Below are 26,550 nucleotides of genomic sequence, written 5' to 3' on the forward strand. Positions count from 1 at the left end.
TTTTGCTCCCTGCTTTTTTATATTCTCTTCAGTAAGGTTCTCTTTAATTTCCATGATATTGGAACCAGGTACTTCTATCACCTGTAAAAAAGTATGCTCATCGCGCTGAAAACGGACGGTATTCCTCAGGTATTTATAATTGGGGGGAGCTGATACAAATAATTTGGTGCCGGTGATCCTTTTCAGGCCTGCCGTACTTTTCACATCTATCACAGCAGGAAATTCGGATCCGGGGCTTTTGCACGCAAACAAAAACAGGAGAAAGGATACAAGGGATAAAATTCTCATTTATTCAATTTTATGGACGGCGGCCAAATTCCATTATTCAAGGCTCATTTCCAAAAGTATATATTGTCAGAAATGCAGAGGCAATACCTAATCAATATACCCTCTATTTACTGAGCTTTGTCATTTGCCCGATCTTTTCCCAGGAGGGATCCGGCTGCATGGTCACACCAATATAGATTCCATTTTTTGAAGCTGAGGTAGTGGCTGTATTATCCAGAAAATCTCCATCGATCCGTTTCGGGGTCAGTCTGTACATGGCTCCGCTGGCAATATCTATTACAATGCCTACCACACCTCCGAAAAGCAGGTTACCGAAAATCCAGCCATCCAGCTTTCTCTCCAGTGTTGTTTCATACGGCTTGTAACCCTCCAGTTCAAGTTTTATGGCAAATGATTTTTTCCCGTCAGCATCTCTTTCATGATTTCCTCTTCTGCTCAGTGTGAGACTCTGGGGAGTGGTCCCCATATCTTTACCATCAATGTACAAACGCGCGCCAGTGGGCCTGCTGGCAAACTCCACATGTTGTTTGGAGCCATGAATGATAGCTGCGCAGCTGCTGAGGAGGCTAACAGCAACCATGAGGACCATTGAAAAGATAAAATTCTTTTTCATTACAGGTGTTAAGGGGTAAATAAATAAAACGTTCCTCCGGAAATGCAGGTAACGTCTGAGCTGGGCTGGCTTGAAAACTCTATACCGGGCAGTAAGATAAAAATCATTCGGTTAATAAAACCATAAGGTTTGTATTTATTTATATATTGTCCTCATGTCTGTGAAAACTAATATTTCAGCGCTTGTTTGCTTCTGCATGCTGCATCTGACAGCCTGTGACTTCAGCGGCAATCTTGAGCTGGCCTCGAAATCAGATCACACAGGCAGGGTGATCCGCATCGTTGACGGAGATACATTTGAGTTACTGACCTCCTCCAACCAGACCATCCGGGTAAGGATGGCCGGGATCGACGCTCCTGAAAGAGGTCAGCCATATTACCAGAAGTCTAAAGATTTTCTGGCAACTTTATGTTTTCAAAAAGAAGTCAGTCTGAAAAAGGTGAGCAGGGACCGATACAGCAGGATCATTGCCTGGACTTATATCAATGAAAATATTTCACTCAGTCATGAAATGGTGAAGAATGGTTTTGCCTGGCATTTCATCAAATACGACAATTCCCCCAAACTTGATACATTGGAAAGTAAAGCCCGCCATGAAAAGGCAGGGCTTTGGGCCGATGAAAATCCTGTTGCACCCTGGCTGCACAGGCGGAGCAGAAACCGCGTGCAACGGTAAGTAGCTCCAACAATTCAGTGAACACAAAAAACAGGCCCGCCTACGAGGGCGGGCCATCCTTTCATTCTATTGGAAAACCAGGATACCAACAGGAATGCCAGTACCCGTACTAATCGGTTGCGTTAACCATTAACCTTATCCTATTGTAACATTTAACATTAGTTGGGGGAGCGACCTGAAAAAGAAATGGGGCCACTCCTATCATGCCGGGACGGCGTCGCAAAAAGCCGGCGGCAGTGATTGACAGGAGCGAACCATGCTGCCGCTACAATAACCTTGAGAAATAAAAATAAGAAATATTCTTAATAAAGTACATTTTATGAGACTTAATTTTTGAAACTCCATATAAAAAGCTCTATATCAGGGATTTTACAAACGGAATTAATTGATCATATTCGCATAGTGTCCCAGCAGAAGGAAAATATCAAACTCCCAAGATCACTCGCTTCAGACAGAGAGCTGAAGCGTAAGCTTATGGGGGCATTCATCAGGGAAATGCGGGAAAGCCGCGATATCACCTATGAAAATTTCGCTGCTGAAACAGGCATCTCACGGAGCAACCTGATCCGGGTTGAAAACGGTCAGAATCCAAGCTCGGATACCCTCGACATCATCCTCTGCGGGCTCAGTATCACCGACGTAGAATTCTATACCATCATCCACGAACGGATGAAAGCCGAAAAAAAGGCAGCCGAGAAAAAGACACCAACAAAAAAAGCAAAATCACAATAGTGTCATATCTGACATCTTATAAAAGAATCCTCAAAACAAAAGCGTCAAACACCGGATTTTACAGATGGTGCTAATTGGGCAAATTCGTGGTATGGCAAAGCGTGACAAACAACCGACTGTAAAACAATTGTCGGAAGCTGATATCGACCAGATATTTAACCGAATCGGAAAAGCGTTACAGGAACGCAGGGAGCAGGTTGGCATTACACTTGACAATCTCGCTTATGAAAGCGGTGTATCCCGGAGCACCCTCACCCGTATGCTGGATGGGGAAGAAGTGAACGTCCGCAATCTACTGAAAGTAGTGTATAGCCTTAATGTCAGTATAGACCAGGTGATCAGTTTCAAAAAATAACCAGCAAGGTTCTAAGGGCAAATTTAACCGCAAAATTATTCTCCGCCACAGAAATCTCCTGATTTGTTGACTGGAATCAAGAAAAACACTTGCGCATAAAAAAAGCAGCCTCACAGCTGCTCCAAAAAAACAGTATCATAACAGCTTATTGCTGATAAGTGCTCACTCCATAATGCTTCAATGCCGTAACCTTCAGTTTCTCCCCCACCACATACACTTTCTTGTACTCCCGGAACTGCTTTTCCTTATCCATAAAACCAATGATAGCACTGTATTGCTCCGGCCCCTTTCTGATCACCGGCTCAGGCAGCATACCAAAATTCGGCAACCGCAGCGTGTCCTTCCCCGTTATCTCCTCAAATTCCAGCTTCATCACATAGTGAAATGTCTTTGACGTTTCAAACAATTCCACCGAAAAATACCAGTCGTTCAGCGGATTGTCTGTCTTTACACGGTAACTGGCCACGGCTTCTTTCTTTACATCCTTCCTTTCTGAAGGAATATTACCGGCCGGTTCCACCACTGTTCTGGCGGCTGCCGTATCCGGCGATTTGGTTTCTTTGACGGGCCCGGAGGAACAGGAAAAGACAAGGACAGAGATAAGGACAAAAAAAACGATTTTCATATTGAATTCAACTTTTTAAACGCAAATAATTCATCCGGGAAATTGAAATTTCTGCGCAGGATAGCGGTCTACATGCTGATACACCAGGCCACGGATATAATCATTCTCTGAATACCTGGTAAGCCATTGCTTCATGGAATCCAGGTCCGTTACCGCTGCATCTTCCGGCAGGTAGCCCATACCGTAGAATCTTCCTTTTTCCATCAGGATGCAGCTCCGCTCTCCCCTGCTCTTTCCTTCCCCCACGATGGCAAAACTAGGCAATAATTGTTCCAGGTACACTATAGCTTCCTCCACCCGGTTATTGTAAATATCCACCGGCTCTTTCTGTTCGCAGGCACCAAGACAGGGGTGCCCTTCCACACCAATACAGGCGCTGTGATCCGTCTGTACAAAACAGAGCTTCGGGCAAAGATGAAAAGCTTCCATCATCTTCCGCATCAGGCGATGCCCTTCTATCAGCAGGTTGAATGTATACAGCGGCTGAAGATGTTTCTTCTGTTTATCGATGGCCAGCCGCATATACCCGTTCCTGTCTTCATAACGGTACAAGCCAAACGAAGGTGTGAACCTTTTCTGGCTCCGGTTGTACTCCGGCCAGAGTTTTTTAATTTCTATGCTCTCCAGGATAAAGGCCATCAGTTCCGTACCCGTTTCCTCAAAACTGATATCGTGGATATTCCGTAGAAAATCCTGACGCTGCTTACCTGCACCATTATGCGTAAAGTGGCTGCGCACGCGGTATTTGAGATTCTTGGCCTTTCCCACATACACTACTTTTCCTTTCTGATCGTGGAAATAATACACCCCGGGAGTATAAGGCAGCCTGTCGATACACTCTTTCGGCAGGTGGGGCGGCAGGGACTGTTCGGCTGATTTCTTTTTTACGGACTGCCCGATGTGGGCAGCCGCATCGTTCAGGAGCAGGTGTTCAAACAAACGGACCGTGGCATCGGCATCGCCGCCGGCCCTGTGCCGCTGTTCATTGCTGATACCGAATTCCCGGCAGAGATTGCCCAGGCTGTAACTGGGCAGTCCGGGGAAAATTTTCCGGCTCAGACGCACGGTACAGAGTTTCTGGGTTTCCAGTTCAAAACCGGCCGCCGAAAGATGGTGTTTGACGAAGGAATAATCGAAATTCACATTATGTGCAATAAAAACACAATCTTTCAGTAATCCATGCACTGTGCCCGCCAGCTCCTCGAACCGGGGCGCACCGGCCACCATCTCATTGGAGATGCCGGTGAGCGACTGTATATAATAGGGAATATTCCTGTCCGGTTTTACCAGACTTTCAAACCGTTGCACGATTTTCTCGCCATCGTGCAACACAATGGCAATTTCCGTAATATCATTGCCAGCAGCATGTCCTCCGGTAGTCTCTATATCAACAATGGCATACATAGGGTTATAAAGGTAGCAAGAAGATGTAAAAATGGGGCTTGCACTATTAAAAACCTTGTTTTATCTTTGTATCCAACCCTTCCTCGAAAGACCCCGTATATCTTACTGTAGAACCCCCGTTCAAGAAAATAGTTACTGATTCACTCTCCTGACAGCGTCGTATCCCATGAACACCGTTTAAACTAAAAAATTTATCGGTTATGTCTAAAAACGTGTTAGAAATGAAAAAGCAGAATCAACTAGGGGAAAACATGAAAATTGCGCTTATTGCCGCGGGTTTTCTTGCTCTGATCATGTTCCTTACTTACTGGTATTGGTACGGCTTCTAAGCCGCTGCGATACGCTACCTTGATTGTCCACACAACGCATTAACCGGTTTTCATCATCCGATGGGGACCGGTTTTTTCTTTTACCAGCCTATAATGCGTACCTTTGCACTCCTTTAAAGTGCATTCACCTATATGGAATTAAGCAAGAATTATATCCCGGCTTCAGCAGAAGACAAGTGGTCTCAGCATTGGAAAGCGAAAAAATACTTTAACAGCAAACCCGACGGGCGCCCCTCCTACACGGTGGTGATCCCGCCGCCTAACGTCACAGGCGTACTGCACATGGGGCATACCCTCAATGAGACCGTGCAGGATATCCTCGTCCGCAAGGCCCGCATGAGCGGCTTCAACGCCTGCTGGGTACCCGGAAGCGACCATGCCTCCATTGCCACTGAAGCCAAGGTGGTGCAGATGCTCGAAAAAGAAAAAGGCATCAAAAAAGCTGACCTCTCTCGCGAAGAATTCCTGAAACATGCATTCGAGTGGAAAGAGAAATATGGAAATATCATTTATCACCAGATAGAAAAACTGGGCTGCAGTGTTGACTGGGACCGCGTTTCCTTCACTATGGACCCTGACTACTACCGTTCGGTGATCAAAGTTTTTGTTGATCTCTACAAAAAAGGCATGATCTATCGTGGAGCACGCATGATCAACTGGGACCCTGCCGCCAAAACCGCCCTCAGCGATGAAGAAGTGGAATACCGCGATGTACAGGGCAAGCTTTACTATGTTAAATATTTCGTGGCCGATGAGAACGGAAAGCCCACCACCAACTTCATCACCATCGCCACACAACGTCCTGAGACCATCATGGGCGATACTGCCGTATGCGTTAATCCCACGGATGAACGCTATACTCAACTCCATGGCAAAAAAGTACTGGTGCCACTGGTGAACCGCGCTATTCCCATCATCCAGGATGAATATGTAGACAAAGAATTCGGAACAGGCGCCCTCAAAGTAACGCCTGCACACGATATAAACGACTATAACCTGGGCCTTAAACATAATCTCCCCACCATCGATACCCTGAATGCAGACGGCACGCTGAGTGCAGCAGCAGAGATCTGCGTGGGACAGGACCGCTTTGAAGCCCGCATCAGCATCGTGAAGATGCTGGCCGATGCCGGACAACTGATCAAAGAAGAGGAATACCAGACCAGGACCGGTTTCTCCCAACGCAGCAATGCCGTGGTGGAGCCCCGCATTTCAACACAATGGTTTGTGGCCATGCGCAACCTGGCCGACAAAGCCCTTGGCGCCGTTACCAGCGGAGAAGTCCGCATTCACCCCGGCGATAAATTCCTGGCCACTTACAAATACTGGCTGGAGAATGTGAAAGACTGGTGCATCAGCCGCCAGCTCTGGTGGGGCCAGCAGATCCCTGCCTGGTACGACGACAAAGGCAATTTTGTAGTGGCAGAAACCGAGGCAGACGCTAAAGCAGCATTCAAACAACAATTCGGGACTGAACCTGCACTTACGCAAGATGCCGACGTGCTGGATACCTGGTTCAGCAGCTGGCTCTGGCCTATCGAAGTGTTCAAAGGCATCACCAGCCCCGGCAACCCTGATATCAATTACTATTACCCTACTTCTGTACTGGTAACCGGACAGGATATCATCTTCTTCTGGGTGGCGCGTATGATCATGGCCGGTATGGAGTACATGAATGAGAAACCATTCAGTGATGTATATTTCACCGGAATGGTGCGCGATAAACTGGGCAGGAAGATGAGCAAACAGCTCAATAATTCTCCTGACCTGCTGAAACTGATCGAAACATCTGGCGCGGACGCCGTTCGCTTCGGTATCATGATCTCCGCCCCTGCGGGCAACGACCTGTTATTTGATGAAACCTCTCCAGAGCAGGGCAGCAAATTCAACAACAAAGTCTGGAACGCGCTCAAGCTGGTAAAAATGTGGGAAGCCAACCAGGCTCCCGGCACCGGCAGTGCAGATCATTTTGCCATCAACTGGTTCGACAGCCGCCTGCAGGAAGCAAAAACGATTGTTGAAAAGCAATACAAGGATTTCAAACTCAGCGAAGCGCTGAAAACCGTATACACCCTTATCTGGGATGATTTCTGTAACTGGTACCTGGAATGGGTGAAGCCTCCCTATGGAGAAAAAATGCCTTCCGCCATTTACAATAAAACGGTGGACTTCTTCTCCGAACTGATGCAGATGCTGCATCCTTTCATGCCTTTCGTTACAGAGGAAGTATATCACCTGCTGGCAGAAAGAACAGATGATCTCTGCGTGAAGCAATTCACTGCTCCCGGTAATGTAGATGCCGGTATCATCCGCCAGGGCAATATCCTGAAAGAAGCCATCACCGGTATCCGCGATCTGCGTCAGAAGAACCAGATGAAGCCGAAAGATCCCATCACTGTTTACATCCAGACCAATGAGCAGCCTGCTTATGAAGCGGTTCGCAGCATCCTGATGAAACAGGCCAATGCCACGGAGATCATCTTTGTGAAAGAGACCGTTGCCAATACCATCACCATCGTTATTGGCAAAGACAGGTTCTGCATCGCTACGGAAAAGCCGATGGAAACAGGCAATCAGAAAGAAGAGCTGCTGAAAGACCTGGAATACCTGAAAGGCTTCCTCGTTTCAGTGGAAAAGAAACTGGGTAACGAGAAATTCGTTGCCAATGCCAGGCCGGAAGTACTGGCCAATGAGCAGAAGAAAAAAGCAGATGCACTGGAAAAAATGAAGATCATTGAAGAAAGCCTGAGCCATCTTCAATAAAGGATCGATAAAAGATAAAGAGCCCCGGGAGTGCAGACTTACCGGGGCTTTTTCATGTAATAAACGAACGGGGAGCAGTTGCTCCCCGATGTTTAGTTGAAGGGAAAAGGAAATGAATTATTTGTTTGGTATGTATTCGTATACAGTTCCTGCATTTGACATTGCATATACCTTATTATTGATTACCTGAGCAAAATTAAAAGTGATTGGCAATTGAAATTTACCACGCGTCCATTCATTTTTTCCAGGATCATATTGATATGAGAGTTCATTCATCAGTACATATCCTTTACCATTTAAAGCATAAGCTGGCGCAAACTGAGTTCCATCAAGCATATTGGCAATTTTTGTAACAGCCGTTGCATTAGTGGCAGGATCATATTTGTAAAAATCCAGTGTAGTAGCATTATCTGCATTTACGCCACCGCCGAAATATCCTATGCCATTGATTACAAAACCTGAACCGTATTGCTGATGAGTGATAGAAGTGGTTACACGATTCGTCCATTCGCCTGCGCCATCTTTTGCCGCGGGGTTAAACTCATTCACATCACTGCTACCAAGTCCCAGGAAGTTGAATAAGCGGTTATTGATATTGAGGGCAACTCCTCCATAAGCATCGGAATTAGGCGCCGAAGTTACTGGCCTCCATTGATTTGTTCCTGAAAGAGCAGGATCGAATTCATACCATTGGGGGTTAACAGGGAATAGAAAATTCCCCATGTAAGCTTTATTATTCATTACAAAAACAGATCCGCTCCAAACACCGCGAAGATCCGAAGGCAGAGAAACCGGAGCATCCCAGGTTTTAGTTGTTACATCAAAAGAACTGATAACAGTTCCATCATTCCACCCTCCGATAATATAGAATTTATTACCGATGGCAAATGGTGTACCACGCAGTAAATTTCTGCCCCCGCCAGAACCAATCCACTTCCAGACGTTGGTCATTTCAAAAACCGTCTTGTGGGTTGTAAAATCACTGCTGTTCCAAACAGCAAATCGTTCACCTATCAGGGTAGGATCATTTGCTACGGTAATAGTAAGTTGACCGGGGTCTCTTTGGGTAACCGGACAGGTTTTGGTTCCCAGTCTGACCACCGCTGTGGCACTGAAATTCTTACCGGTTACTACTACAGTGGAGCCAGGCTCTCCGTGTTTGGGAGAGAAGTCTACAATAGTTGGCAGTAATGTAAACGCATCAGAAGTTTCAAGCGATACATTGTTCACCGTAACGGAGATCTTTCCGCCAGCAGCACCAGCAGGAACTTTCACCCTGAGCTTAGTACTGGTTGCTTCCACTACTTCAGCTGTGACTGTACCAAATTTCACGATATTATTTTCCTTTGTCAGATCAAAATTGCTTCCATTGATGTACATCAATGAATCCTCTTCTGCCTTTTTAGGTTCAATGGTAGTTACGGCCAGCGGCCCATAAAAAGATCCGGCGCTCACTCCTTCCAGTCCATTACATTCAATACGGATCTTTCCTGTGACCAGGTCGGCAGGAGCTTTCACTTCAATACGGGTTTTACTGACCACAATTACGTCAGTGCCTTCAAGTTCTCCGAAAAAAACTTTTGCAGGCGCTGCAAAACTCTTACCGGTGATAACTACAATTGTACCTGCGGCGCCATGATCAGGCGTAAATCCTGTAATGGCAGGCGCCAGTGGGTTCACTACAAAATCTTTGGAGGAAACCACTTCCTGATCACCTGTTTTTACAGTGATCTTACCGGTAGTGGCGTTTTCAGGAATGGTCACTGTCAGGGAAGTTCCATCAGCGGCAGCTTCAGTAACAGCAGCAATTACACCATTGAACTTAACGGTATTGCTTTCTTTGGAAGAAGAGAAATTTTTTCCGGTTAAAACTACAATACCGCCTTCACTGCCAACTTCTGGCGTAAAGGATGTAAGTACCATTTTAGTGTCTTTGGGAGAATCACGTTTACAGGAGTTAAAAGTCATGAATGATAGCAGCGCAAGCATATAGCCAGCAATGCGCAGACTTATGAATTTCATACGATTTGGGTTTTATTTGACCGGCAAGATGATATAAAACAGACAACCCCAGAATACAATTCGGCTGAGCGGCCTGGTGAATGCCCCCAATCAACAGATCTTTCCGGTAAGCCTGTATTTCATAAAAAGAAAACGGAGAGTATAAAGCTCCCCGTTTCTTTTTTCATAAAGGGAAAAGGTATGGTTCTAGCGATTTGGAATGAATTGGTAAACACGTCCCTCATTGGTGACGGCATATGCTTTATTATTCAGCACCTGTACAGACAATGGTGCATACTGGATACTATATTTGTTTCTCGTCCAGTTATTATCTGCTGGTGTATACTCATAAGCAAAAGTGCCTGCAATAACATACCCTTTACCATTCATCGCATAACCTGGTGCATGCGCAACGGTAACAGGAAGGTCTTTTATCGGTGTTACAGAATTGGTACTGGTTGCCGGATCAAATTTGTAAAATTCTCCCCTTGTATTGATACTACCATCAAATCCAGCTCCATAATACCCTACACCATTGATCGAAAAATATGAGGGATACAAACGGTTTCCTGAAGATGGCGCAAAGTTATGTCCCCATTCTCCATTTCCATTATTTGCGGCTGGATCCAGTTTGGCAATAAAGGCAGTATTGTTAGTACCCATGCCGGCATACAGTTGGTTATTCAGGTTGAAGGCTACGCATCCATAAGCGCCGGACTTCGGAAAATCAGCAATTTTCCTCCAGGCGCCTGAACCGGTAAAAGCTGGATTGAATTCGTACCACTCACCCAAACCTGTTACGCCAAAGAAGTTACCCATATACGCTTTGTTATTGGCCACAATCACAGAACCATATTGTCCTCCTGCAATTCCATCCGGCATTGTATTCACTTTTGTCCAGTCACCGGTAGCAGGGTCCCACTCATGTACATCACTGTTCTTGTCACCTCCGGCCAGGTATATTTTATTGCCAATTGAGAAAGAAAGGCCCAGCAAGTGACTCAGGCCTGCAGAGTGGTGAACAGGTTGCCAGATATTGGTTACTTCAAATTCATCTTTTGTGTTTACGTAGTATCCGCGAGAGAGAACAGAGAATTTATTTCCAAACACATATGCATGATCAGGCAGCCTTACCGTGATGGAATTGGCATCCCTGGCTACAATATTACATCCCTCAGATCCAAGCCTCACACTGGTAAGTGCAGCATCAAAATTCTTTCCGCTGATCACTACATCTGTTCCTGGCTGACCGAATTTAGGATTGAAGCCAGTTATTGTTGTCAGTACCGTAAACGAATTGATGGTTTCTGCACTCATTCCCTTTACAGAAACAGACAACCTTCCATCAACGGCACCTGCCGGCACTTTTACAGTTAGTTTGGTGGAAGATGCCTCAGTTACTTCAGCTGTTATTGTACCGAACTTAACCATGTTCTCTGCAGGTATAGTATGAAAATTCTTACCCGTGATATCCACCACGTCTCCTTCAGAGCCGTGGGCTGGCGCGATTTCAGCAGGTACCGGAGGAATATAAAAATCGGTGGCGCTAAAACCATCCAGCTCATTGCAACGCACTTTGATCTTTCCACTAAGCATATCAGCGTCTATCTTACAAGTGATGGTTGTTTTGTTCACCACTACAATATCAATAACGGGGTATTCGCCGATCACAACAGTGGCAGGAGCTTTAAAATTGTTACCTGTGATAGTTACAACAGTGCCTTCACCACCATGATCAGGAGTAAAGCCGGTAACAACCGGAGCCAGCGGGTTCACCACAAAATCTTTGGTGGAAACTACTTCCTGATCGCCCGTTTTGATAGTGATCTTACCGGTAGTGGCATTTTCCGGGATAATTACTGTAAGCGAAGTACCATCGCCGGAAGCTTCTGAAACAATTGCAGCCACTCCGTTGAACTTTACAGTGTTGTTCTCTTTGGTGGATGAGAAATTCTTTCCAGTCAACGTAACTGCTCCTCCTTCGCTGCCCAACTCGGGAGTGAAGGATGTAAGTTCCAGTTTCGTGTCTTTGGGAGAATCCCTTTTACAGGAATATATTCCGATGGAAGTTAGCAACGCGAGCATACAGACAGCTACGCGAAGATGCGTGAATTTCATACGATCTTGGGTTTTATTTGACCGGCAAGATGGTATAAAGGAAACAGCATCCCGATACAATTCGGGTGGATAGCATCCGGATGCTCCCGAATCAACACAAAATTCCCACCAGTTGATTTCTAACGAGCACCCAGCAGGTTCACCGGCATGATGAACTCCCACTGGTTGGCAGCAAGTCCCTGCAACGCACCATCCTGCAGACGGCTGTACCGGATGCCGAATGTAACATTGTGCTGGTTCCACCATTTGGTATCGAAGTAGATTTCGGTGCCGTATGATCGAAGATCGAAGTTCCGCATCATTCCAGTGTTCAGCTTCACTTCTATCCCCGTATGATCATAGAAGAGATTGGCCCGTACGCGCTGGAAATATACGATATTGGCAAAGCCCCAGTCGGGGTACAATAACGGCAAATGATAGTTGGCGCCCACCTTCCACATCTGCGGATCATTCCGTCCATTGTAACCACGCGAAAACGGGAAGCTGGTGGAAAATGAATAATTGCCAACGTTTCCTCTTTTCTGGTAAGAAGTATTGAAAACGAGATTATGCGTTTGTGCAAGCCCGGGGAAATACCAGTAACCGGTTGCGAGGAACTGGTCGTTCTCACGACGTGAAACTGGACGGTTGTATGAAAGCTGGATCACCTGCCCCCACCTTGGCAGGATATGCATCCGGGCCGTCTGCACCTGGTTGGAGAAATTGACGAAGGGTCTGATAAAAGAAAAGCCTTCTGTATTGAAAGTATCCTTGTATTGCCCCTGGATGAACTGCTTCTTGTAAGCGATATCAGAACCAAAGCTCAGGTTGGTATAATACCTGCCCTTGCTGAAGTTCATAGGAATAATAAACCCGGCTGCAGCATTCCATTCATTGAAATAGAACGACCGCAGATTATCGTTGAAAGGACGATCGATGATATAGTTGGTGCTAAGCCTGATCCAGGGAAACAGTTGCGCATAAGTGAAGCTGGCGCCCACTTGCTTGTTACGCTCGTTATTATTATAATTGAAATAGAGTTCGGATTGCAGTGTGTTCAGCACATTTTCGCCCAGTAAAGAAATGGTATAGTCCGGGTCGTCCACAAACGGCCTCCAGCTATGGAAATTGAAAAGACGGAATCCTTTTCCATAATGGCTTACCGGCATGGCAGAGTCGGAAGCTGCTGCCGTGATGGGATGATATTTCCCCTGTCCTATTTCTGAAACGCCCTGCGCGGAAGGCGAGGCATTGAAAACCGATACATCGGTCGGCAGCAGATTTTTTCCGGTTATACGTCCCTGTTGCAGGAGATCGCCCACGGCCGTGAATGCCGTATAAGCATACTGCCCGTAAGCCACCTGGCCCTGGTAATGGCCGGTAAAGCGGGAGCCCTGTTCAGGTTGTATATTGAAAAGCTTACCGTTTGTATACAGGAAAAGCCGGTCGAGCGCGCCCTGCGATGCAGTGAACACAATAGTGTCTTTATGCACAGCAGGATTACCGATCACATTCCAGGAGAAGGGTGTCAAGTATTCCATTTTGCCGGTGGAAAGATCCACCGAGCCCAGCGCCATCTGCCCGGCATTATTACGCACAGAGGTTACGATGGAATTATTGCCATAGAATTTCGGGAAAGTGTAAAACAGGGTGTCAGGGTTGGGAAGGCTTTTGACCAGTGCCCCGTCGGAGGCATTGAACAGTTGCAACTGTGCATTGGTGCCCGGTTCCATATTCACGGCAACGATGCTGTTGCCGTCTTCACTGATATCGGGAGCAAACAATTGCGTTTTGCGGGTAAGGGTCCTCTGTTCATTGCTGGCCACATCCAGCCATTTGATCACAGAATAATTATGCCAGCTCCAGCGGAGATCCGGTTCATACGCGGCATACACGATCTTTCCATTGCGCAAAGAGAAATATCCATCGAGGGAAATATCTTTTATACGGAGTTTCTCTTCCCGGCCGGACTGCACATTGCGCAAAACAAAGGCCGGGATCTTTTTGTAGCTGCTCTTCACATACACCAGGGTACTGGCATCCAGCCATTGCGGGTATTCCGCATCACCTGCAAAATGTTTGCGGGTGGCGGCATATTCGTCAACAGCAGTCCGGCTGCTGTCTTTGAACCGTTGATTGAAAAACTCGAAAGCATGCTGGCGGAACTGCGCATAGTCCTCTCCGGTATGTTTCTTTATTGCATGCTGTAACGGATAGAAGAGTCCGCGGAACCTGGCGGCATCGTCGGTAACCCTGCTCCAGAGTTCCGGTGAATATTTTTCGCGGCCATAGGCCACCATCATATATCCCAGGCGGTAATGATCCGGCACAAAATCACGGAGTGATCCGTTACGGAGCTTCATCCAGCTATAATCCTTGCGTGCTGCCCATAATGAACGGTAATCATTGAAAAAGGCAGGCACTCTTCCCCTGCCCTGCTGGCTTAGGATGGTTTCCTGGTAAACGGCATCACCTTCAAAGAACCAGTTGGGAACTGCTGCACTGTTCACCAGGTCCTGCGCCTGTTCACCGAAGAGGATATAGGCAAGTTTTGAAATGCCTTTCCTGAAATTGGCATACTGCTCCACATGCCTGTATTCATGCAGGGCCAGGCTCTGCTGCCATTGAAGGCTGCCTAACTGAAAACTGTTCTGCGGAGGGGTAAGATAGAATTCACTGCGCCATGGCCCGAGGCCAACATAACCATTGGAAATGGTGGTATGCGGTTGCAGCACGATGCTGATCTTGCGAAGGCGGTTGCCCAGCAATCCCTGCGGCTGCTGCCCGATACGGTGGATGATGCCGGCCACTTCCTTTCCTGAATTTTCAAGACCAGCCGGGAAGATCACACGAACGGAGTCCGTATTCACCTGACGCCAGCGGGTGGAAGGAGGATGGCCTCCGAACTGCTGGGCAAAACCTGCCGAACAGCTGGTAATGAATAAGGCCAGGAACAATGATTTGCGCATGAAAGGAAAATTAAGACATTTATCATTTACACCATCCCGCCTTTTGTTTATTTTTGGATTATGGTCCTTTCTCTTCTGGCATTAGCGCTGGCACCCGGACTGGCAATTGCGTTTTTCATTTATTCCAGGGACAAATACGACAGGGAACCGCTGCGGAACCTGCTACTTTCATTCATGCTTGGCGTGGCCAGCACTTTTCCTGCAATATTGGTACAGACCAGCCTTCAACCGGTACTGGATGCCAATTTCTCACCCTGGTCCATCACTTATTATATACTCTTTGCATTTGTACTGGTGGCTTTCAGTGAAGAAGGCAGCAAGTTCCTGATGCTACGCTTCTATGCTTACCGGCAGCCTGCCTTCAATGAACCTTTTGATGGTATCATCTACAGCGTAATGGTGTCTATGGGCTTTGCCAGTTTTGAGAATATCTGGTATGTGCTGGAGAATGGCTTTGCCACCGGTGTCCTGCGTATGTTCCTTTCCGTTCCTGCACATGCGGCCTTTGGAGTGTTGATGGGTTTTCATGCCGGGCTGGCCAAATTCGATCATCACCGGCCGGTGCTGCGCCTCCTGACAGGCCTGCTGCTGGCAGTGGTATTCCATGGGGCATTCGATTTCTTTCTTTTCCTGCAGAAGAACCCGAACGTTACCAGATATGTGAGCACAGGCATCCTGGCCTTCGGCGCCATCATCTGTTACTGGATAGCAATGAGACTGGCCTGGAGGGCCATCCGCATCCACCAGAATTTATCGAGAGAAGTATTTGAAAATCCATAATATTGTTCCCATGAATACAAGTGCAGAACTGGTGATCCGCTTTGCGGATCTGGACGATATCCCTACGATCGGTTACCTGGCCCAGCAGATCTGGCCCGGCACCTATGGAGCCATCCTCAGCCCGGAGCAACTGAACTATATGCTCGACATGAGCTATAGCCCGGACTCTCTGACCGATCAGATCATTAAACAACACCATCACTTCCTCATAGCGGAACTCGACGAAGACGCCGTAGGCTTTGCCTCCTTCAGTGTTACCGAAGACGAGGGCGTACACAAGCTCCATAAAATTTACGTACTGCCGCAAACTCAGGGAACCGGCGTGGGCCGCGCCCTGCTCAGTTTTGTTACTGAACAGATCCTGGAAGAAGGCGCCACTACCCTGCGCCTCAACGTGAACCGCCACAACAAAGCGCGCGAATTCTACGAAAAGCAGGGCTTCCACGTTACCAGAGAAGTGGATATAGAGATCGGTAATGGTTACCAGATGAACGACTATATCATGGAGAAACCCTTAATGAAAGCGGAAGACTAACCCTCCCGCATAGCCGCATTCTTCATATCAGAAGCCAGGTCCTTACCCAGATACCTTTCAATCAGTCCATGCACCAGGTAGATCACCGGTGTCATCAGAATGGCGATCAGGAATTTATAGGTATAGTTCACGATACCGATGGCCGTTACTTTTGCAAAGGAGAATCCCAGTGAGAGATAGAGATAAATATACAACACAACGATGGTATCTATCAGCTGGGATACCAGCGTGCTGAGGGTTGCGCGCATCCAGATATTCTTTTCCCCTGTTAATTTTTTGATCTTTTTGAAGATGGTGGCATCCGTTACCTGCCCTACCATAAAAGCCGTTAGGGAGGCTACGATGATCATCATGCCCTGACCCAGGATCTGGGAATAGGCAGCCTGCATATCAGGTACGCCTTTGTCTGCCTGTGAGCCCACCCACCAGCCTGCAGGAGCAGTATGTATCGCCAGGTAAAAAACCAAGAAAGAGAAAGCGATGAGCCCGGCTGCAATATAACTCAGGAAGCGGATGCCCTTCACGCCGTAATATTCATTGATGATATCCGTCATGATAAACACGATGGGCCAGGTAAGCGTGCCTACGGTGAGATCGAAAGAAAGCCCGCTCTCTCCCAGCAACGAGAAATTCACTTTGTCAATACCAAGTGTATCCTCCAGGGAGAAAAGTTTCACGCCAATCACTTCGGCAATGATGGCATTGGCAATGAAAAAAGCACCGAGAAAAAGAAAAAGACGGGTTGATTTGTCACGGATAATATTATGGATCATGTAATGATTAATTGAATAATAAGGTAAAAAGCTGAAGGATCAGAAACAGGAAATTACAGATTATCAGCCAGCGCGGATAAAACTGCCAGTTGCTTTTTTTTACAAAAAGGGAAATGATAACGATAATATTCACCACCATGTTCAGGATCACCGCAACACCGGTGCCCAGTACAATAATGGTTGACGCAATATGCCCGTGTGGTGATACGGGCAGGTATTGAATGAGCCAGGCCAGTAAGAAACAGATATTGCACAGGAAGGCCACCCTGCTTAAAAATAATAGTTTACGCATAAACCAACTTGGTGTAAAATTGCATTATTTTATTCAACCCGTCAATTCAGCGTCAATCTCATGATCAAAGTACTGAGCCTGGTATCTTATAAGTTCTTACCTCCAAAGATGGGCGGACAGAAAGGGATTGCCCTGTTTTATCAGTACTTTTCAAAGCATGTGCAACTCAGCTGTATCACCACCAGGAGCAATGATCCGGCATATTCAACGGGGTATGAACTGATCAACCGGCTTTCCAACAGCGCCCTGCGCTACGTGAATATATTTTATTTTTTTACGCTCCGTAAACTCATCCGTCAGAAAAAGATCACCCACCTGCTGCTGGAACATCCATATTTCGGATGGCTGGGCATCCTGCTTAAGCAATTCGCAGGGGTGAAACTGGTGGTGCATTCACATAATATCGAAGGGCTCCGGTGGAAGTCCCTCGGAAAATGGTGGTGGCGCATCCTCTGGCAGTATGAAAAGATGGTGCACCGCCGGGCCGACCATAGTTTTTTTATCCAGGAGGCAGACCGTCAATATGCCATCCGGGAATTCGGACTGCAACCCGGGCGGACTTCGGTAGCCATCTACGGCATCGGCATCAGCCAACCACCATCCCCAACCGAAAAACAAGAGGCCCGGCAGTACCTGCTCCAAACACATGCTATTGCACCAGACCAGCTTTTGCTCCTGTTCAATGGCGCTTTCAATTACTCTCCCAACCTGGAGGCCCTGAACCATATTATAAAAGATATCAACCCGCTGCTTCAGCAGGAGGCTTTGAATTATACCATCCTGATCTGCGGGAAGGATATTCCTGAAAGTATAGTTGCCAGCCGCCCTCCCCATATGATCTTTGCCGGATTTGTAGACGATATCGACCCCTATTTTCAGGGCTCTGATATTTTCCTCAACCCCGTGAACAGCGGCGGTGGTATCAAAACCAAGCTGGTGGAGGCACTTGGCAATAATATGAATGCCGTGTCTTCCATAAACGGCGGCGAAGGCATCGATCCCGCCATCTGTGGCGGCAAACTGGTGCTGACGGGCAATACGGACTGGCCGGCCTACGTAAAAGCCGTGCTTCAGTTGCAGAACCACAACAGTGCCATGCCGGTTTCTTTCTACCAGCAATTCTACTGGGGCACCATCACGGCGGATGCAGCGGCGGCCATGCAGGCGCTTTAATGGCTCTGGCTGATCAACTTACCAAATAATTGCCTTATTTTGTCGCATCTTTTAACCATCCTTTACTAATGAACAAATCAATCTGGCAGCAGTTTAAGCCACATGTTATTGCGATCGGGATCTTTCTGATCATTTCCATTTTCTTCTGTTTACCGGCTTTCAAGGGCATGGTGCTGAATCAGAGTGATACCCTGGGCTGGAAAGGGATGATCGAACAGTCCAATGTATACAAGGAGAAATATGGTCACTGGCCGCTGTGGAGCAATTACTCCTATAGTGGTATCCCTGCTTACCAGATTGGTATCGAAGCCAAATACAATATCACCCTCGCCTGGCTGCACAATGTATTTACGCTGTGGCTGCCGGCACCTGCCAGCTTCTTCTTCCTGGCATGTGTGGGTTTCTATATCCTGGCGTTGGCCATGCGCCTGCGCAGCATGCCATCCATCTTCGGATCGCTGGCTTATGCCTTCGCTTCCTACAATGCCATCATTGCCGCTGTAGGGCATAATACCAAACTGATGTCCATGGGTTATGCACCAGCCCTGCTTGCGGGGCTGCTGTTGCTGAGCCAGCGGAAATATATACTGGGCTTCATCGTCACTCTTATATTCAGTACCCTGCTTACCTGGCAGAACCACCTGCAGATCTTATATTATACATTCATCATTGCCGCCTGTTTTGGTGTGGGCATGCTGATAAAGGCTTTCAAAGAGAAAGATTTCAAACCGGTGCTGTACACTGCAGGACTGGCCATCGTTTCACTGCTGCTGGGCATTTTCAGTTATGCCGTGATCCTGCTTCCCACCAACTCCTATGCAAAGGAGTCCATGCGTGGTGGCAGATCTGAGCTCACCGTTAGCCCGGATGGTAAAAAGATAACAGAGAACAAAACCAAAGGCGGTCTGGATAAAAGCTATGCCTTCCACTGGAGCTACGGCGTCAGCGAAACCATGACCCTCACCATGCCCGCTTTCAACGGTGGCAGCGATGGTCCGAGAGAACTACCTGAAGACGGCAAGGCCCTCCAGGCATTGCAGGAATCACAGCTGCCTCAGGAATTTGCCAACTATATCTATCCAGCGCTCAGTTCCTACTGGGGCGCACAACCCGGCACTTCCGGGACCGTTTACCTGGGCGCTATCGTATGCCTGCTCTTTGTTACGGGTATCTTCGTGGTAAAATCATGGCACAAAGGATGGATCATTGCAGCTTCCATTATAGGCATCGTACTGGCATGGGGCAGCAATTTCTCCGCCGTGAACTATTTCCTCTTCGATCATCTTCCCTACTATAATAAATTCAGAGCCCCCACAACAGCCCTGGTGATCCCGCAACTCACTTTTGCCCTGCTGGCAGCCATGACATTGCAGTCCCTCTTCTTTACAGAATGGGACAAGGCCGTACTGATGAAAAGGCTGAAACTGGCCGGTATCGGAGTAGCAGTGGTGCTGGCCATCCTGGTTGGTACTTACTTCACCGGCAGCTTCAAAGCTTCCGGCGATACACAGCTCCGCGAAGGTATTTCCGGCGCTATCACCCAGATGGCCTCCCAGGGCGGACAACCCAATGAGCAGGTACTGCAACAGGCCAGGACCATCTCATCGTCCATCATGAACGGGCTGAGTGCCGACCGTAAAACATTGTATGAGAGCGATCTGCTCCGCACGCTCCTTTTTTATGTGCTGGCAGCAGCGCTGATCTGGGTAGGCATTACCAAAAAACTCAAGGGAGAATATGTACTGGCAGCCTTCATTCTGCTTAACCTGGTGGACCTCTTACCGGTTGACCGCCGTTACCTGAAAGATGATAACTACGTTGATCAGGCAGACTTCCTGGCGCCGCTGGCGGCCAATGCCGCCGATCTTCAGATCAAGCAGGACACAGGTTATTACAGGGTCTATGACCAGACTGCCGGTAATCCTTTTGCCGATTCAAGAGCCTCTTACCACCACAATTCCATCGGTGGTTACCTGCCGGCAAGGCTCAGTACTTACGATGATCTCATCACCCACCAGTTGCACAAGCAAAACATGGCAGTGTTCAATATGCTCAACACCAAATATTTCATTGGTGTGAACAGGCAGACCAACCAACCTATCGCACAGATGAATCCCGGAGCGCTTGGCGCCGTGTGGTTTGTGAAAGGCCTGCAATATGAGCCCAATGCAGATGCGGAAATGAAAGCGCTGGATAATTTCAGTCCGGCAGATACTGCTATCCTGGATCAGCGCGAGAAATCCAAAGTGGCATTCGAACCGCAATACGATTCGCTGGCCACCATCCGGATGACACGCAATATCAATGATGAAGTGAGCTATGAAAGCAATGCTGCATCCAACCAGTTTGCCGTATTCAGCGAAGTATACTACCCCAATGGCTGGAAAGCTTTCATCGACGGCAAGGAAACACCGATCGCCAAAGTGAACTACACCCTGCGTGGCCTGCCCATTCCGGCAGGCAAGCATAATATCGAGTTCAAATTTGAACCGGAGTCTTACCACACCGGTAACCTGATCACCCTGATCACAGGTATCATTTCCATCCTGCTGGTGCTGGGTGGAGCCGTGATGCTCTGGCGCAACAGGAATAACCAGGATCCTTCAACCGCTGTAAGAGCGTAAACTGCGGAACCCATGGTTATCGGAAAAGGCTTAGTGGCGGGGAGCTTCAGCAGTTATGCGGACCAACAGGCATTCCTGGTCTTCGCATCGGGTGTATCCAACTCCAAATCCAGCACTGATGCGGATTTCAGGAGAGAGGAAGACCTGCTGCGTCAATCAATAGAACAGAACCCGGAGAAACACCTGGTGTATTTCAGTACTACCAGCGTGGAGGACCCTGATCTGCTGCAGGCACCCTATTCGCAGCACAAGTTGCAGATGGAGGAATTGATCCGGACTAACGTACATACCTATACTATTTTCCGGCTCAGTAACCTGGCCGGAAAATCGGACAACCCGAATACGATCCTCAACTATTTCTACCAGCATATTTCGCAGGGGATCCCTTTCCGGCTCTGGAAGCGGTCTGAGCGCAATATCATCGATACGGAAGACGTTTTCCGGATAGCCGATCATATGCTGCAGCATAAGCTGGCTGTGAACCGCACCATCAATATTGCCAATACGGAAAGTTATCCCGTGCAATATATTGTGAACAGTATCGAAGCATTCTGTGGTACCAAAGGCAAATACACCCTGGAAGACAGAGGCGGCCAGGTAACCATCGATACCCGTGATATAGCAGCGGTTTGCAAGACCCTGGACATCCATTTTGATCCAGACTACCTGCAGAAAATTCTAACCAAATATTACGGATCATGAGCCACCGGAGAGGAGTACTGAAGCGCAGACTGGAATACATCGGGATGTTTCCCTTTGTACTTGCCGGGAAGATCTACGGCAGGTTGTTTCCCCTGAAACAGCCCACCAGTACCTTCCTTTTCTACCCTTCTGCCGATATCGGTGGCGCCATCAAAGTGAATGCGGATATCGCCGGATGCGTGAGGGATAAAAATCCGCTCATCATCTTTTCAAAGAAGCCTAAGAACAACGGGCACAAGGAACTCTTCAAAGACTTTCGTGTGCTGGATCTGCATGGGAAGATCGACAACAAGCTTTTTCATTTTGTCAATTTCTTTTACCGGGGCGTTCTGGCTTCCTGGATCAACCGTGCTCCCAACGCCGTGATCTTCGGAGGAGAAGGCCTTTTCTTTTACAAGATGCTGGCGCATGTAAACCGCGATGTGCGTCGCATAGAGCTCTGCCACCTGGATACCTGGTTCCACTACTCCATCGGGTTTGCTGACCTGATCACACTTCGGGTATTCAGTACCGTTAAACTGATGCAGGACATGAAAGACCTGTATCAGAAAGAAGGGCTGGATGCCAGTTATGCAAAAAGACTTCGCTTTGCTGAGAACATGATCGATATCCCTCCTTATGAGGCTGTACATAATTCCCTTCTGGAAGTGGTTTTCATAGGCAGGGGCGCTCCGCAGAAACGGGTGCCGCTCACGGCAGCCATCGCGGAAAAGCTGCACCAGCTGGGTGCTCCCGTCCATTTCACTTTTGTGGGGGATGTGGAGAATGTGATCGATCCTTCAAAATATCCCTACTGCACTTTCTATGGAAATGTGCGGGACGAGGCACTGATGCAGAAGATCTATAAGAACTCGGATGTACTGATCCTGACTTCCGCTTATGAAGGTCTTCCCCTGGTGATCATGCAGATGATGGCGCATGGGCGCATTGTAATGAGCACGGCGGTGAATGCCATCCCCGATTATGTAAAACATATGGAGAACGGTTTGCTGATCCGTGCCACCGATGAAGCAGCTATTGTAAATGAAGGCGTGGAACTACTGCAATGGCTGGTTGCCAACCCGGATGCAAAAGAGATCATGGGTAAGCGTAGCCGGGAAATTGCCATTGAAAAATTCGGGGGAGAGAAATTCTGCAGACTCTACAACGAGTTCCTTTACACAGATACAAACTATTGACGCGGATTACCCGTCTGCCTCCTGTACCATTGAAATACATTGCGGCTGATGGCATTGGAATCCAGCAGCAGCGCCAGTCTGATCCTGAAAATGCTTACAGGCTCAAATGGTTGACCAGGTATCAAGGTGGCTGCATGAGCTTTGAACAGGGCGATCAATCCTTTCACTTTCAGCGTTCTTAATTTTACAGGCGTTTTCAGCAAGCGGTGACTTAAACTCTCACACCAGAACAAGAGAAAATCTTTTCCATACCTGCGGATGCTGGCATCCACTTCCGGCAGTTGTTGCTGCAATGCATGCATATCTTTCACATATTCGCCGAAGGCATTCAGAAAAGCCATCCCGTTGGTGGTGCGGGAAACACTATCATGCAGGCGGTAAGAGAAACAATTGTTGAAGGCTGTAGCCTTATACCCTTTCGCCATCAGGCGGATCCACAGGGAGAAATCAGCAAAAATAAGATTGGGATAATGAGCTGGCATGCCGCCCAAAGCATCATAATCGGAAGACCGCATCATATAACCCGTTCCGGTACTGTCAATGGTGCGCTGCATCTGGCTGGCCAGGAATTCATGCACCCGCTGCTGTTCATCCATCGGCAGGCAGGCCCTTACAAACTGCCCCCCGGCATCGATAAAATTGAAATGTGCCTGGTACAAAGTGGCATCGGGGAAACGTTCAATAAGATGGTTCATCACGGCCAGGTAATCCGGCCCCAGCAGGTCATCATGACCGATCATGGTCATGAATTCATTACGCGACACATCTTTGATCCTTGCCCAGTTCTGTTCAATGGTCAGCGACTTCGTTGCCTTATGAATGATGATCTTTTCGTTCTTCAGGGATTCAAGCCATTCCACGGTCCCGTCTGTACTGCAATTGTCCAGCACCACGATATTGAAATCCGTGAAGGTCTGCGCCAGGATGCTGTTGATGCATTCTTTCGCATATTCTCCCCCGTTACGAACAGGCAATATGATGCTGAATTTTGCCATCAGGCTTTGTACAACTTGTTTTTGATACCGATCAGGAATTCAAACAGACCAGGAAAATGAATGGCCAGGAGATACTTGATCTTCCATTTCCGCAGGTAAGGGATCCTGAATATTTTATTGACAACTTTATCGAAATCAGGTTTCTTCAGTTTCAGGTCCCTCGCGATCTTCTTGATGGATACTGCGTACTCCACCACCCAGCGGGCTGTGAAGTTGGTCAAGGGCTGCTGTAAAGAAGACCAGTCGTGGTTCTTCGGAAGATGATCCATCACCCACTTCATGAAATTATCCGGCGTAACGTAGAATTTATCATAATCGGATTCAGTGAAGCCGTAATTAGCGCCATGCACCACCTGGCAACCCAGGGAAGTATTCAGCAGCAAAGCTCCCTGCCGGGCGCCGCTGAGCACTATGTATCCGAAATCCGTATTGTAAGGAGCCCCGAAATCAGGCATTCCTTCAATGGCCATAGCTATTTCTCTTTTTACCACACCACATGACCAGAGCAGGTGACAGCCGATCTCATTCCTGAAATATGCGTAAGGGAAATCCTTTCCTTCATACTTGCGGATGGTGCCGATCGGCAGGTTGGCCAGGCAGGAGTTGGTACCCACTTTCAGCCTGCTGCTGCGCGCCACTTCAGGGTTGTAACACATGATATCGCAGCCGCCCATGTACATACCATAACCCGGATGTTGCAGGCTGAGATCATACAGGGTTTGCAGCATATCCGGATATACGGGATCATCATCCGTGATCATCACCACGTATTCCGTTTCGGCTTTGGCCAGGCTCCTGTTGAAGCTCTTCACCATGCCGAGGTTCACTTCGTTCACATAATAAGAAACGCGCGGATCATTGAATGCATCCACAGTGGCCCTGGCGCTACCCGCAGGATCATTGTCAGAGATCACCACCCTGAAATGCGGGAAGCTCTGTTTGGCAAGGGCCGTCAGCTGCTGATGCAGGAAGTCCGGCCTCTTGAAAGTGGTCATGCAAAAAGTGACCCAGGGATTGCTGAAAGAAGGTTCGCCTGCATTCATCTGTTGGAATGGTTTCTATTTGATTCTCTTCAGGTAACCTGAAGGGGCCACACTGATCAGTAATTTATTATCGATGGCTGTATCGATCACAAAGCGGGGATCCTGCTTCACGTATTCGTACACGGCAGTGAGTGGGTTATTGCCAACACCCCACGGGCGTGATTCCTTGAAATAGTTCTCAGGAAGTTTCTCTACTATAGTATCGAACACCACGCAGTATGAACCTGGCGTAACCAGCGGCGCATAGAGCTCCAGTTCGCGCAGCACATGTTCATGTGTATGATTGGAATCCAGCAGCACCATCACGGTCTGCTTGCCTTCAGCCGCCTGGCGCACCTGTGCAGCGATCTCGTCGCTCACGGCTGAGCCTTCAAGCATCCTGATTCGCTTCATCATCGGGTGTGCTTCTATCTCTTTCCTGTTATGTGCGCGTATATCGATATCGATGCCCAGTACTTCTCCTTTGCCGATCAGTTCCATCAGTGAAGCGTAGAAGATCAGTGATCCACCATGAGCGATGCCGGTCTCGATGATAAGGTCGGGCTTCAGCTCCCAGATCAGTTCCTGCATGGCGATCATATCCTGCGGGTACTGGATGATGGGCCTGCCCATCCAGCTGAAATTATAAGAGTACTGGCTCTTGTTGCTTGCGTCGTTGAAAGCTTTGGCGGCTGCCTGCAGCTCTTCATTATTGCCATTGGCATCAATCCTTTGCTTTCTTTCTTCAATAAAAGCCTTTACAGGATCACTCATGGTTCAGTATGGTTTTAAGTTTGGTATCGTCTCCCCAGAACCTCATTGGTTCGTAATCGGGGTATGGATAATAGCCCCGGTTGAGGACTATCGTCCTTTTGTTTTGATGTAAATAATCTTCCACCAGCTGGTTCACTGTTTGCGGTTGACCGCTGCAACAGTTGATCACACCGGTGACCTGCTGCTGAAGCGCAATGCGCACAATGTATTCCGCCACTTTCTCCACCGGCAGGAAATCCCTTACCTGTTCTCCCCCACTCATATTGAACTCAGCATCGCCGTTGGCCAGGGCCTTTTCCAGTTGCGAAAGTAAGGATTTCGGATTTTGTCCTTTTCCATACATGTAGAAGAGCCTGGCCCATTTGAAACTGACACCTTTTTCAGCAGCCAGTTGCTCCAGGAAGATCCTCAGTTCATTCTTGGCGATGGCATATGGATTGGCAGGAAATACTTCCATTTCTTCTTTCAGCAGTCCTTCCTGCATGCCGTATTCAAAGCAGGTTCCGGTCACGGTCAGATCGTTAAGCCCCTTGTCTGTAAGGTTTGCCAGCAGCGCCTTGTGGCGGGGCAGGTTGATCTCCGTGTGGAAACCGGATTTATAATTGGGCAATCCTTCCCAGGCAAGATGTATCATATGGGAGGGCCTGCCGAAATAATCATAATAATTCACAACCGGATCGAAGCTGTTGAAATCGAAAGGCAGATAATTCACCTGGTTGTACCAGGGCATGGCAGCAGCTTTCTCAGCACTGGCTGAGCTGGCTATCACCTGGTGACCCGATTGCAGTAACCGGGCAACCACATAATTGCCGATAAAACCAGTTGCTCCTGTTACCAGTACTGCCGCCAT

23 protein-coding genes are annotated in these 26,550 nt (G+C 47.9%); 10 read left to right on the plus strand and 13 right to left on the minus strand.

Going from position 1 to position 26,550, the window contains the following annotated elements; genetic code table 11:
* Together ACTHMC_RS00895 and ACTHMC_RS00900 are read right to left on the minus strand one after the other, a co-directional pair.
* On the minus strand, positions 1–288 hold a 288-nt coding region (locus ACTHMC_RS00895; RefSeq protein WP_440410022.1), incomplete at its 3' end, for a hypothetical protein.
* Between the two features lie 103 nt (positions 289–391).
* Positions 392–901, minus strand: a complete 510-nt coding sequence (locus ACTHMC_RS00900; RefSeq protein WP_440410024.1) for a PEGA domain-containing protein — start codon at positions 899–901, stop codon at positions 392–394.
* Between the two features lie 154 nt (positions 902–1,055).
* Here ACTHMC_RS00900 and ACTHMC_RS00905 point away from each other — a divergent pair, with 154 nt between their 5' ends.
* From ACTHMC_RS00905 to ACTHMC_RS00915, 3 genes are all read left to right on the plus strand, one after another.
* Positions 1,056–1,577, plus strand: a complete 522-nt coding sequence (locus ACTHMC_RS00905) for a thermonuclease family protein (protein WP_440410026.1) — start codon at positions 1,056–1,058, stop codon at positions 1,575–1,577.
* A 402-nt stretch (positions 1,578–1,979) separates the two neighbouring features.
* A complete protein-coding gene (locus tag ACTHMC_RS00910) occupies positions 1,980–2,309 on the plus strand; it encodes a helix-turn-helix domain-containing protein (protein ID WP_440410028.1) in 330 nt (109 codons plus the stop codon).
* 91 nt (positions 2,310–2,400) lie between these two features.
* Positions 2,401–2,664, plus strand: a complete 264-nt coding sequence (locus ACTHMC_RS00915; RefSeq protein WP_440410029.1) for a helix-turn-helix domain-containing protein — start codon at positions 2,401–2,403, stop codon at positions 2,662–2,664.
* A gap of 145 nt (positions 2,665–2,809) precedes the next feature.
* On the opposite strand, the gene ACTHMC_RS00920 is transcribed toward ACTHMC_RS00915, so the two are convergent.
* A complete protein-coding gene (locus ACTHMC_RS00920; RefSeq protein ID WP_440410031.1) occupies positions 2,810–3,289 on the minus strand; it encodes a hypothetical protein in 480 nt (159 codons plus the stop codon).
* 30 nt (positions 3,290–3,319) lie between these two features.
* The gene (locus ACTHMC_RS00925) at positions 3,320–4,693 is read right to left on the minus strand and encodes an exonuclease domain-containing protein (RefSeq protein WP_440410033.1); all 1,374 of its coding nucleotides are present in this window, start codon (positions 4,691–4,693) and stop codon (positions 3,320–3,322) included.
* 461 nt (positions 4,694–5,154) lie between these two features.
* On the opposite strand from ACTHMC_RS00925, the gene ACTHMC_RS00930 reads away from it, so the two are divergent.
* Positions 5,155–7,785, plus strand: a complete 2,631-nt coding sequence (locus ACTHMC_RS00930) for a valine--tRNA ligase (protein WP_440410035.1) — start codon at positions 5,155–5,157, stop codon at positions 7,783–7,785.
* A gap of 117 nt (positions 7,786–7,902) precedes the next feature.
* On the opposite strand, the gene ACTHMC_RS00935 is transcribed toward ACTHMC_RS00930, so the two are convergent.
* The 3 genes from ACTHMC_RS00935 to ACTHMC_RS00945 form a co-directional block, all read right to left on the minus strand.
* A complete protein-coding gene (locus tag ACTHMC_RS00935; protein WP_440410037.1) occupies positions 7,903–9,807 on the minus strand; it encodes an IPT/TIG domain-containing protein in 1,905 nt (634 codons plus the stop codon).
* A 186-nt stretch (positions 9,808–9,993) separates the two neighbouring features.
* Positions 9,994–11,904: an IPT/TIG domain-containing protein gene (locus ACTHMC_RS00940; protein ID WP_440410039.1), complete on the minus strand. Its 1,911-nt coding sequence runs from the start codon at positions 11,902–11,904 to the stop codon at positions 9,994–9,996.
* A 119-nt stretch (positions 11,905–12,023) separates the two neighbouring features.
* Positions 12,024–14,852 (minus strand): TolB family protein, encoded by a 2,829-nt coding sequence (locus tag ACTHMC_RS00945; RefSeq protein ID WP_440410041.1) that lies wholly within the window; start codon positions 14,850–14,852, stop codon positions 12,024–12,026.
* A gap of 60 nt (positions 14,853–14,912) precedes the next feature.
* Between ACTHMC_RS00945 and ACTHMC_RS00950 the strand changes: the two genes are divergently transcribed.
* Both ACTHMC_RS00950 and ACTHMC_RS00955 read left to right on the plus strand, forming a co-directional pair.
* The gene (locus tag ACTHMC_RS00950; protein ID WP_440410042.1) at positions 14,913–15,632 is read left to right on the plus strand and encodes a PrsW family intramembrane metalloprotease; all 720 of its coding nucleotides are present in this window, start codon (positions 14,913–14,915) and stop codon (positions 15,630–15,632) included.
* 10 nt (positions 15,633–15,642) lie between these two features.
* Complete coding sequence (locus tag ACTHMC_RS00955; RefSeq protein WP_440410044.1) at positions 15,643–16,167, plus strand: N-acetyltransferase family protein; 525 nt, start codon at positions 15,643–15,645, stop codon at positions 16,165–16,167.
* Here the strand turns inward: ACTHMC_RS00955 and ACTHMC_RS00960 are convergent.
* Both ACTHMC_RS00960 and ACTHMC_RS00965 read right to left on the minus strand, forming a co-directional pair.
* On the minus strand, positions 16,164–16,940 hold the full coding sequence (locus ACTHMC_RS00960) for a queuosine precursor transporter (RefSeq protein WP_440410046.1): 777 nt from the start codon (positions 16,938–16,940) through the stop codon (positions 16,164–16,166). The genes ACTHMC_RS00955 and ACTHMC_RS00960 overlap by 4 nt on opposite strands.
* 7 nt (positions 16,941–16,947) lie before the next feature.
* Positions 16,948–17,232, minus strand: coding sequence for a hypothetical protein (locus ACTHMC_RS00965; RefSeq protein WP_440410048.1), 285 nt, complete (start codon positions 17,230–17,232; stop codon positions 16,948–16,950).
* Positions 17,233–17,292: 60 nt separating this feature from the next.
* On the opposite strand from ACTHMC_RS00965, the gene ACTHMC_RS00970 reads away from it, so the two are divergent.
* The 4 genes from ACTHMC_RS00970 (at position 17,293) to ACTHMC_RS00985 (ending at position 22,909) form a co-directional block, all read left to right on the plus strand.
* Positions 17,293–18,405: a glycosyltransferase gene (locus ACTHMC_RS00970; RefSeq protein WP_440410050.1), complete on the plus strand. Its 1,113-nt coding sequence runs from the start codon at positions 17,293–17,295 to the stop codon at positions 18,403–18,405.
* 68 nt (positions 18,406–18,473) lie between these two features.
* Complete coding sequence (locus ACTHMC_RS00975) at positions 18,474–21,029, plus strand: YfhO family protein (RefSeq protein WP_440410051.1); 2,556 nt, start codon at positions 18,474–18,476, stop codon at positions 21,027–21,029.
* 12 nt (positions 21,030–21,041) lie between these two features.
* On the plus strand, positions 21,042–21,731 hold the full coding sequence (locus tag ACTHMC_RS00980) for an NAD-dependent epimerase/dehydratase family protein (protein WP_440410053.1): 690 nt from the start codon (positions 21,042–21,044) through the stop codon (positions 21,729–21,731).
* A complete protein-coding gene (locus ACTHMC_RS00985; RefSeq protein ID WP_440410055.1) occupies positions 21,728–22,909 on the plus strand; it encodes a glycosyltransferase family 4 protein in 1,182 nt (393 codons plus the stop codon). The genes ACTHMC_RS00980 and ACTHMC_RS00985 overlap by 4 nt, the downstream gene beginning before the upstream one ends.
* On the opposite strand, the gene ACTHMC_RS00990 is transcribed toward ACTHMC_RS00985, so the two are convergent.
* From ACTHMC_RS00990 to ACTHMC_RS01005, 4 genes are read right to left on the minus strand one after another with little or no spacing between them, the layout of a single operon-like run.
* A complete protein-coding gene (locus ACTHMC_RS00990) occupies positions 22,903–23,904 on the minus strand; it encodes a glycosyltransferase family 2 protein (RefSeq protein ID WP_440410057.1) in 1,002 nt (333 codons plus the stop codon). The genes ACTHMC_RS00985 and ACTHMC_RS00990 overlap by 7 nt on opposite strands.
* Positions 23,904–24,947, minus strand: coding sequence for a glycosyltransferase family 2 protein (locus ACTHMC_RS00995; protein ID WP_440410058.1), 1,044 nt, complete (start codon positions 24,945–24,947; stop codon positions 23,904–23,906). Before ACTHMC_RS00995 ends, ACTHMC_RS00990 begins: the two co-directional genes overlap by 1 nt.
* A gap of 15 nt (positions 24,948–24,962) precedes the next feature.
* Positions 24,963–25,700 carry a cephalosporin hydroxylase family protein gene (locus tag ACTHMC_RS01000; protein WP_440410060.1) on the minus strand — a complete coding sequence of 246 codons (738 nt, stop codon included), beginning with the start codon at positions 25,698–25,700 and terminating at the stop codon, positions 24,963–24,965.
* Positions 25,693–26,550, minus strand: a complete 858-nt coding sequence (locus ACTHMC_RS01005) for an NAD-dependent epimerase/dehydratase family protein (protein ID WP_440410062.1) — start codon at positions 26,548–26,550, stop codon at positions 25,693–25,695. Before ACTHMC_RS01005 ends, ACTHMC_RS01000 begins: the two co-directional genes overlap by 8 nt.

The organism is Pseudobacter sp., assembly GCF_051955275.1.
Taxonomy (GTDB): Bacteria; Bacteroidota; Bacteroidia; order Chitinophagales; family Chitinophagaceae; genus Pseudobacter.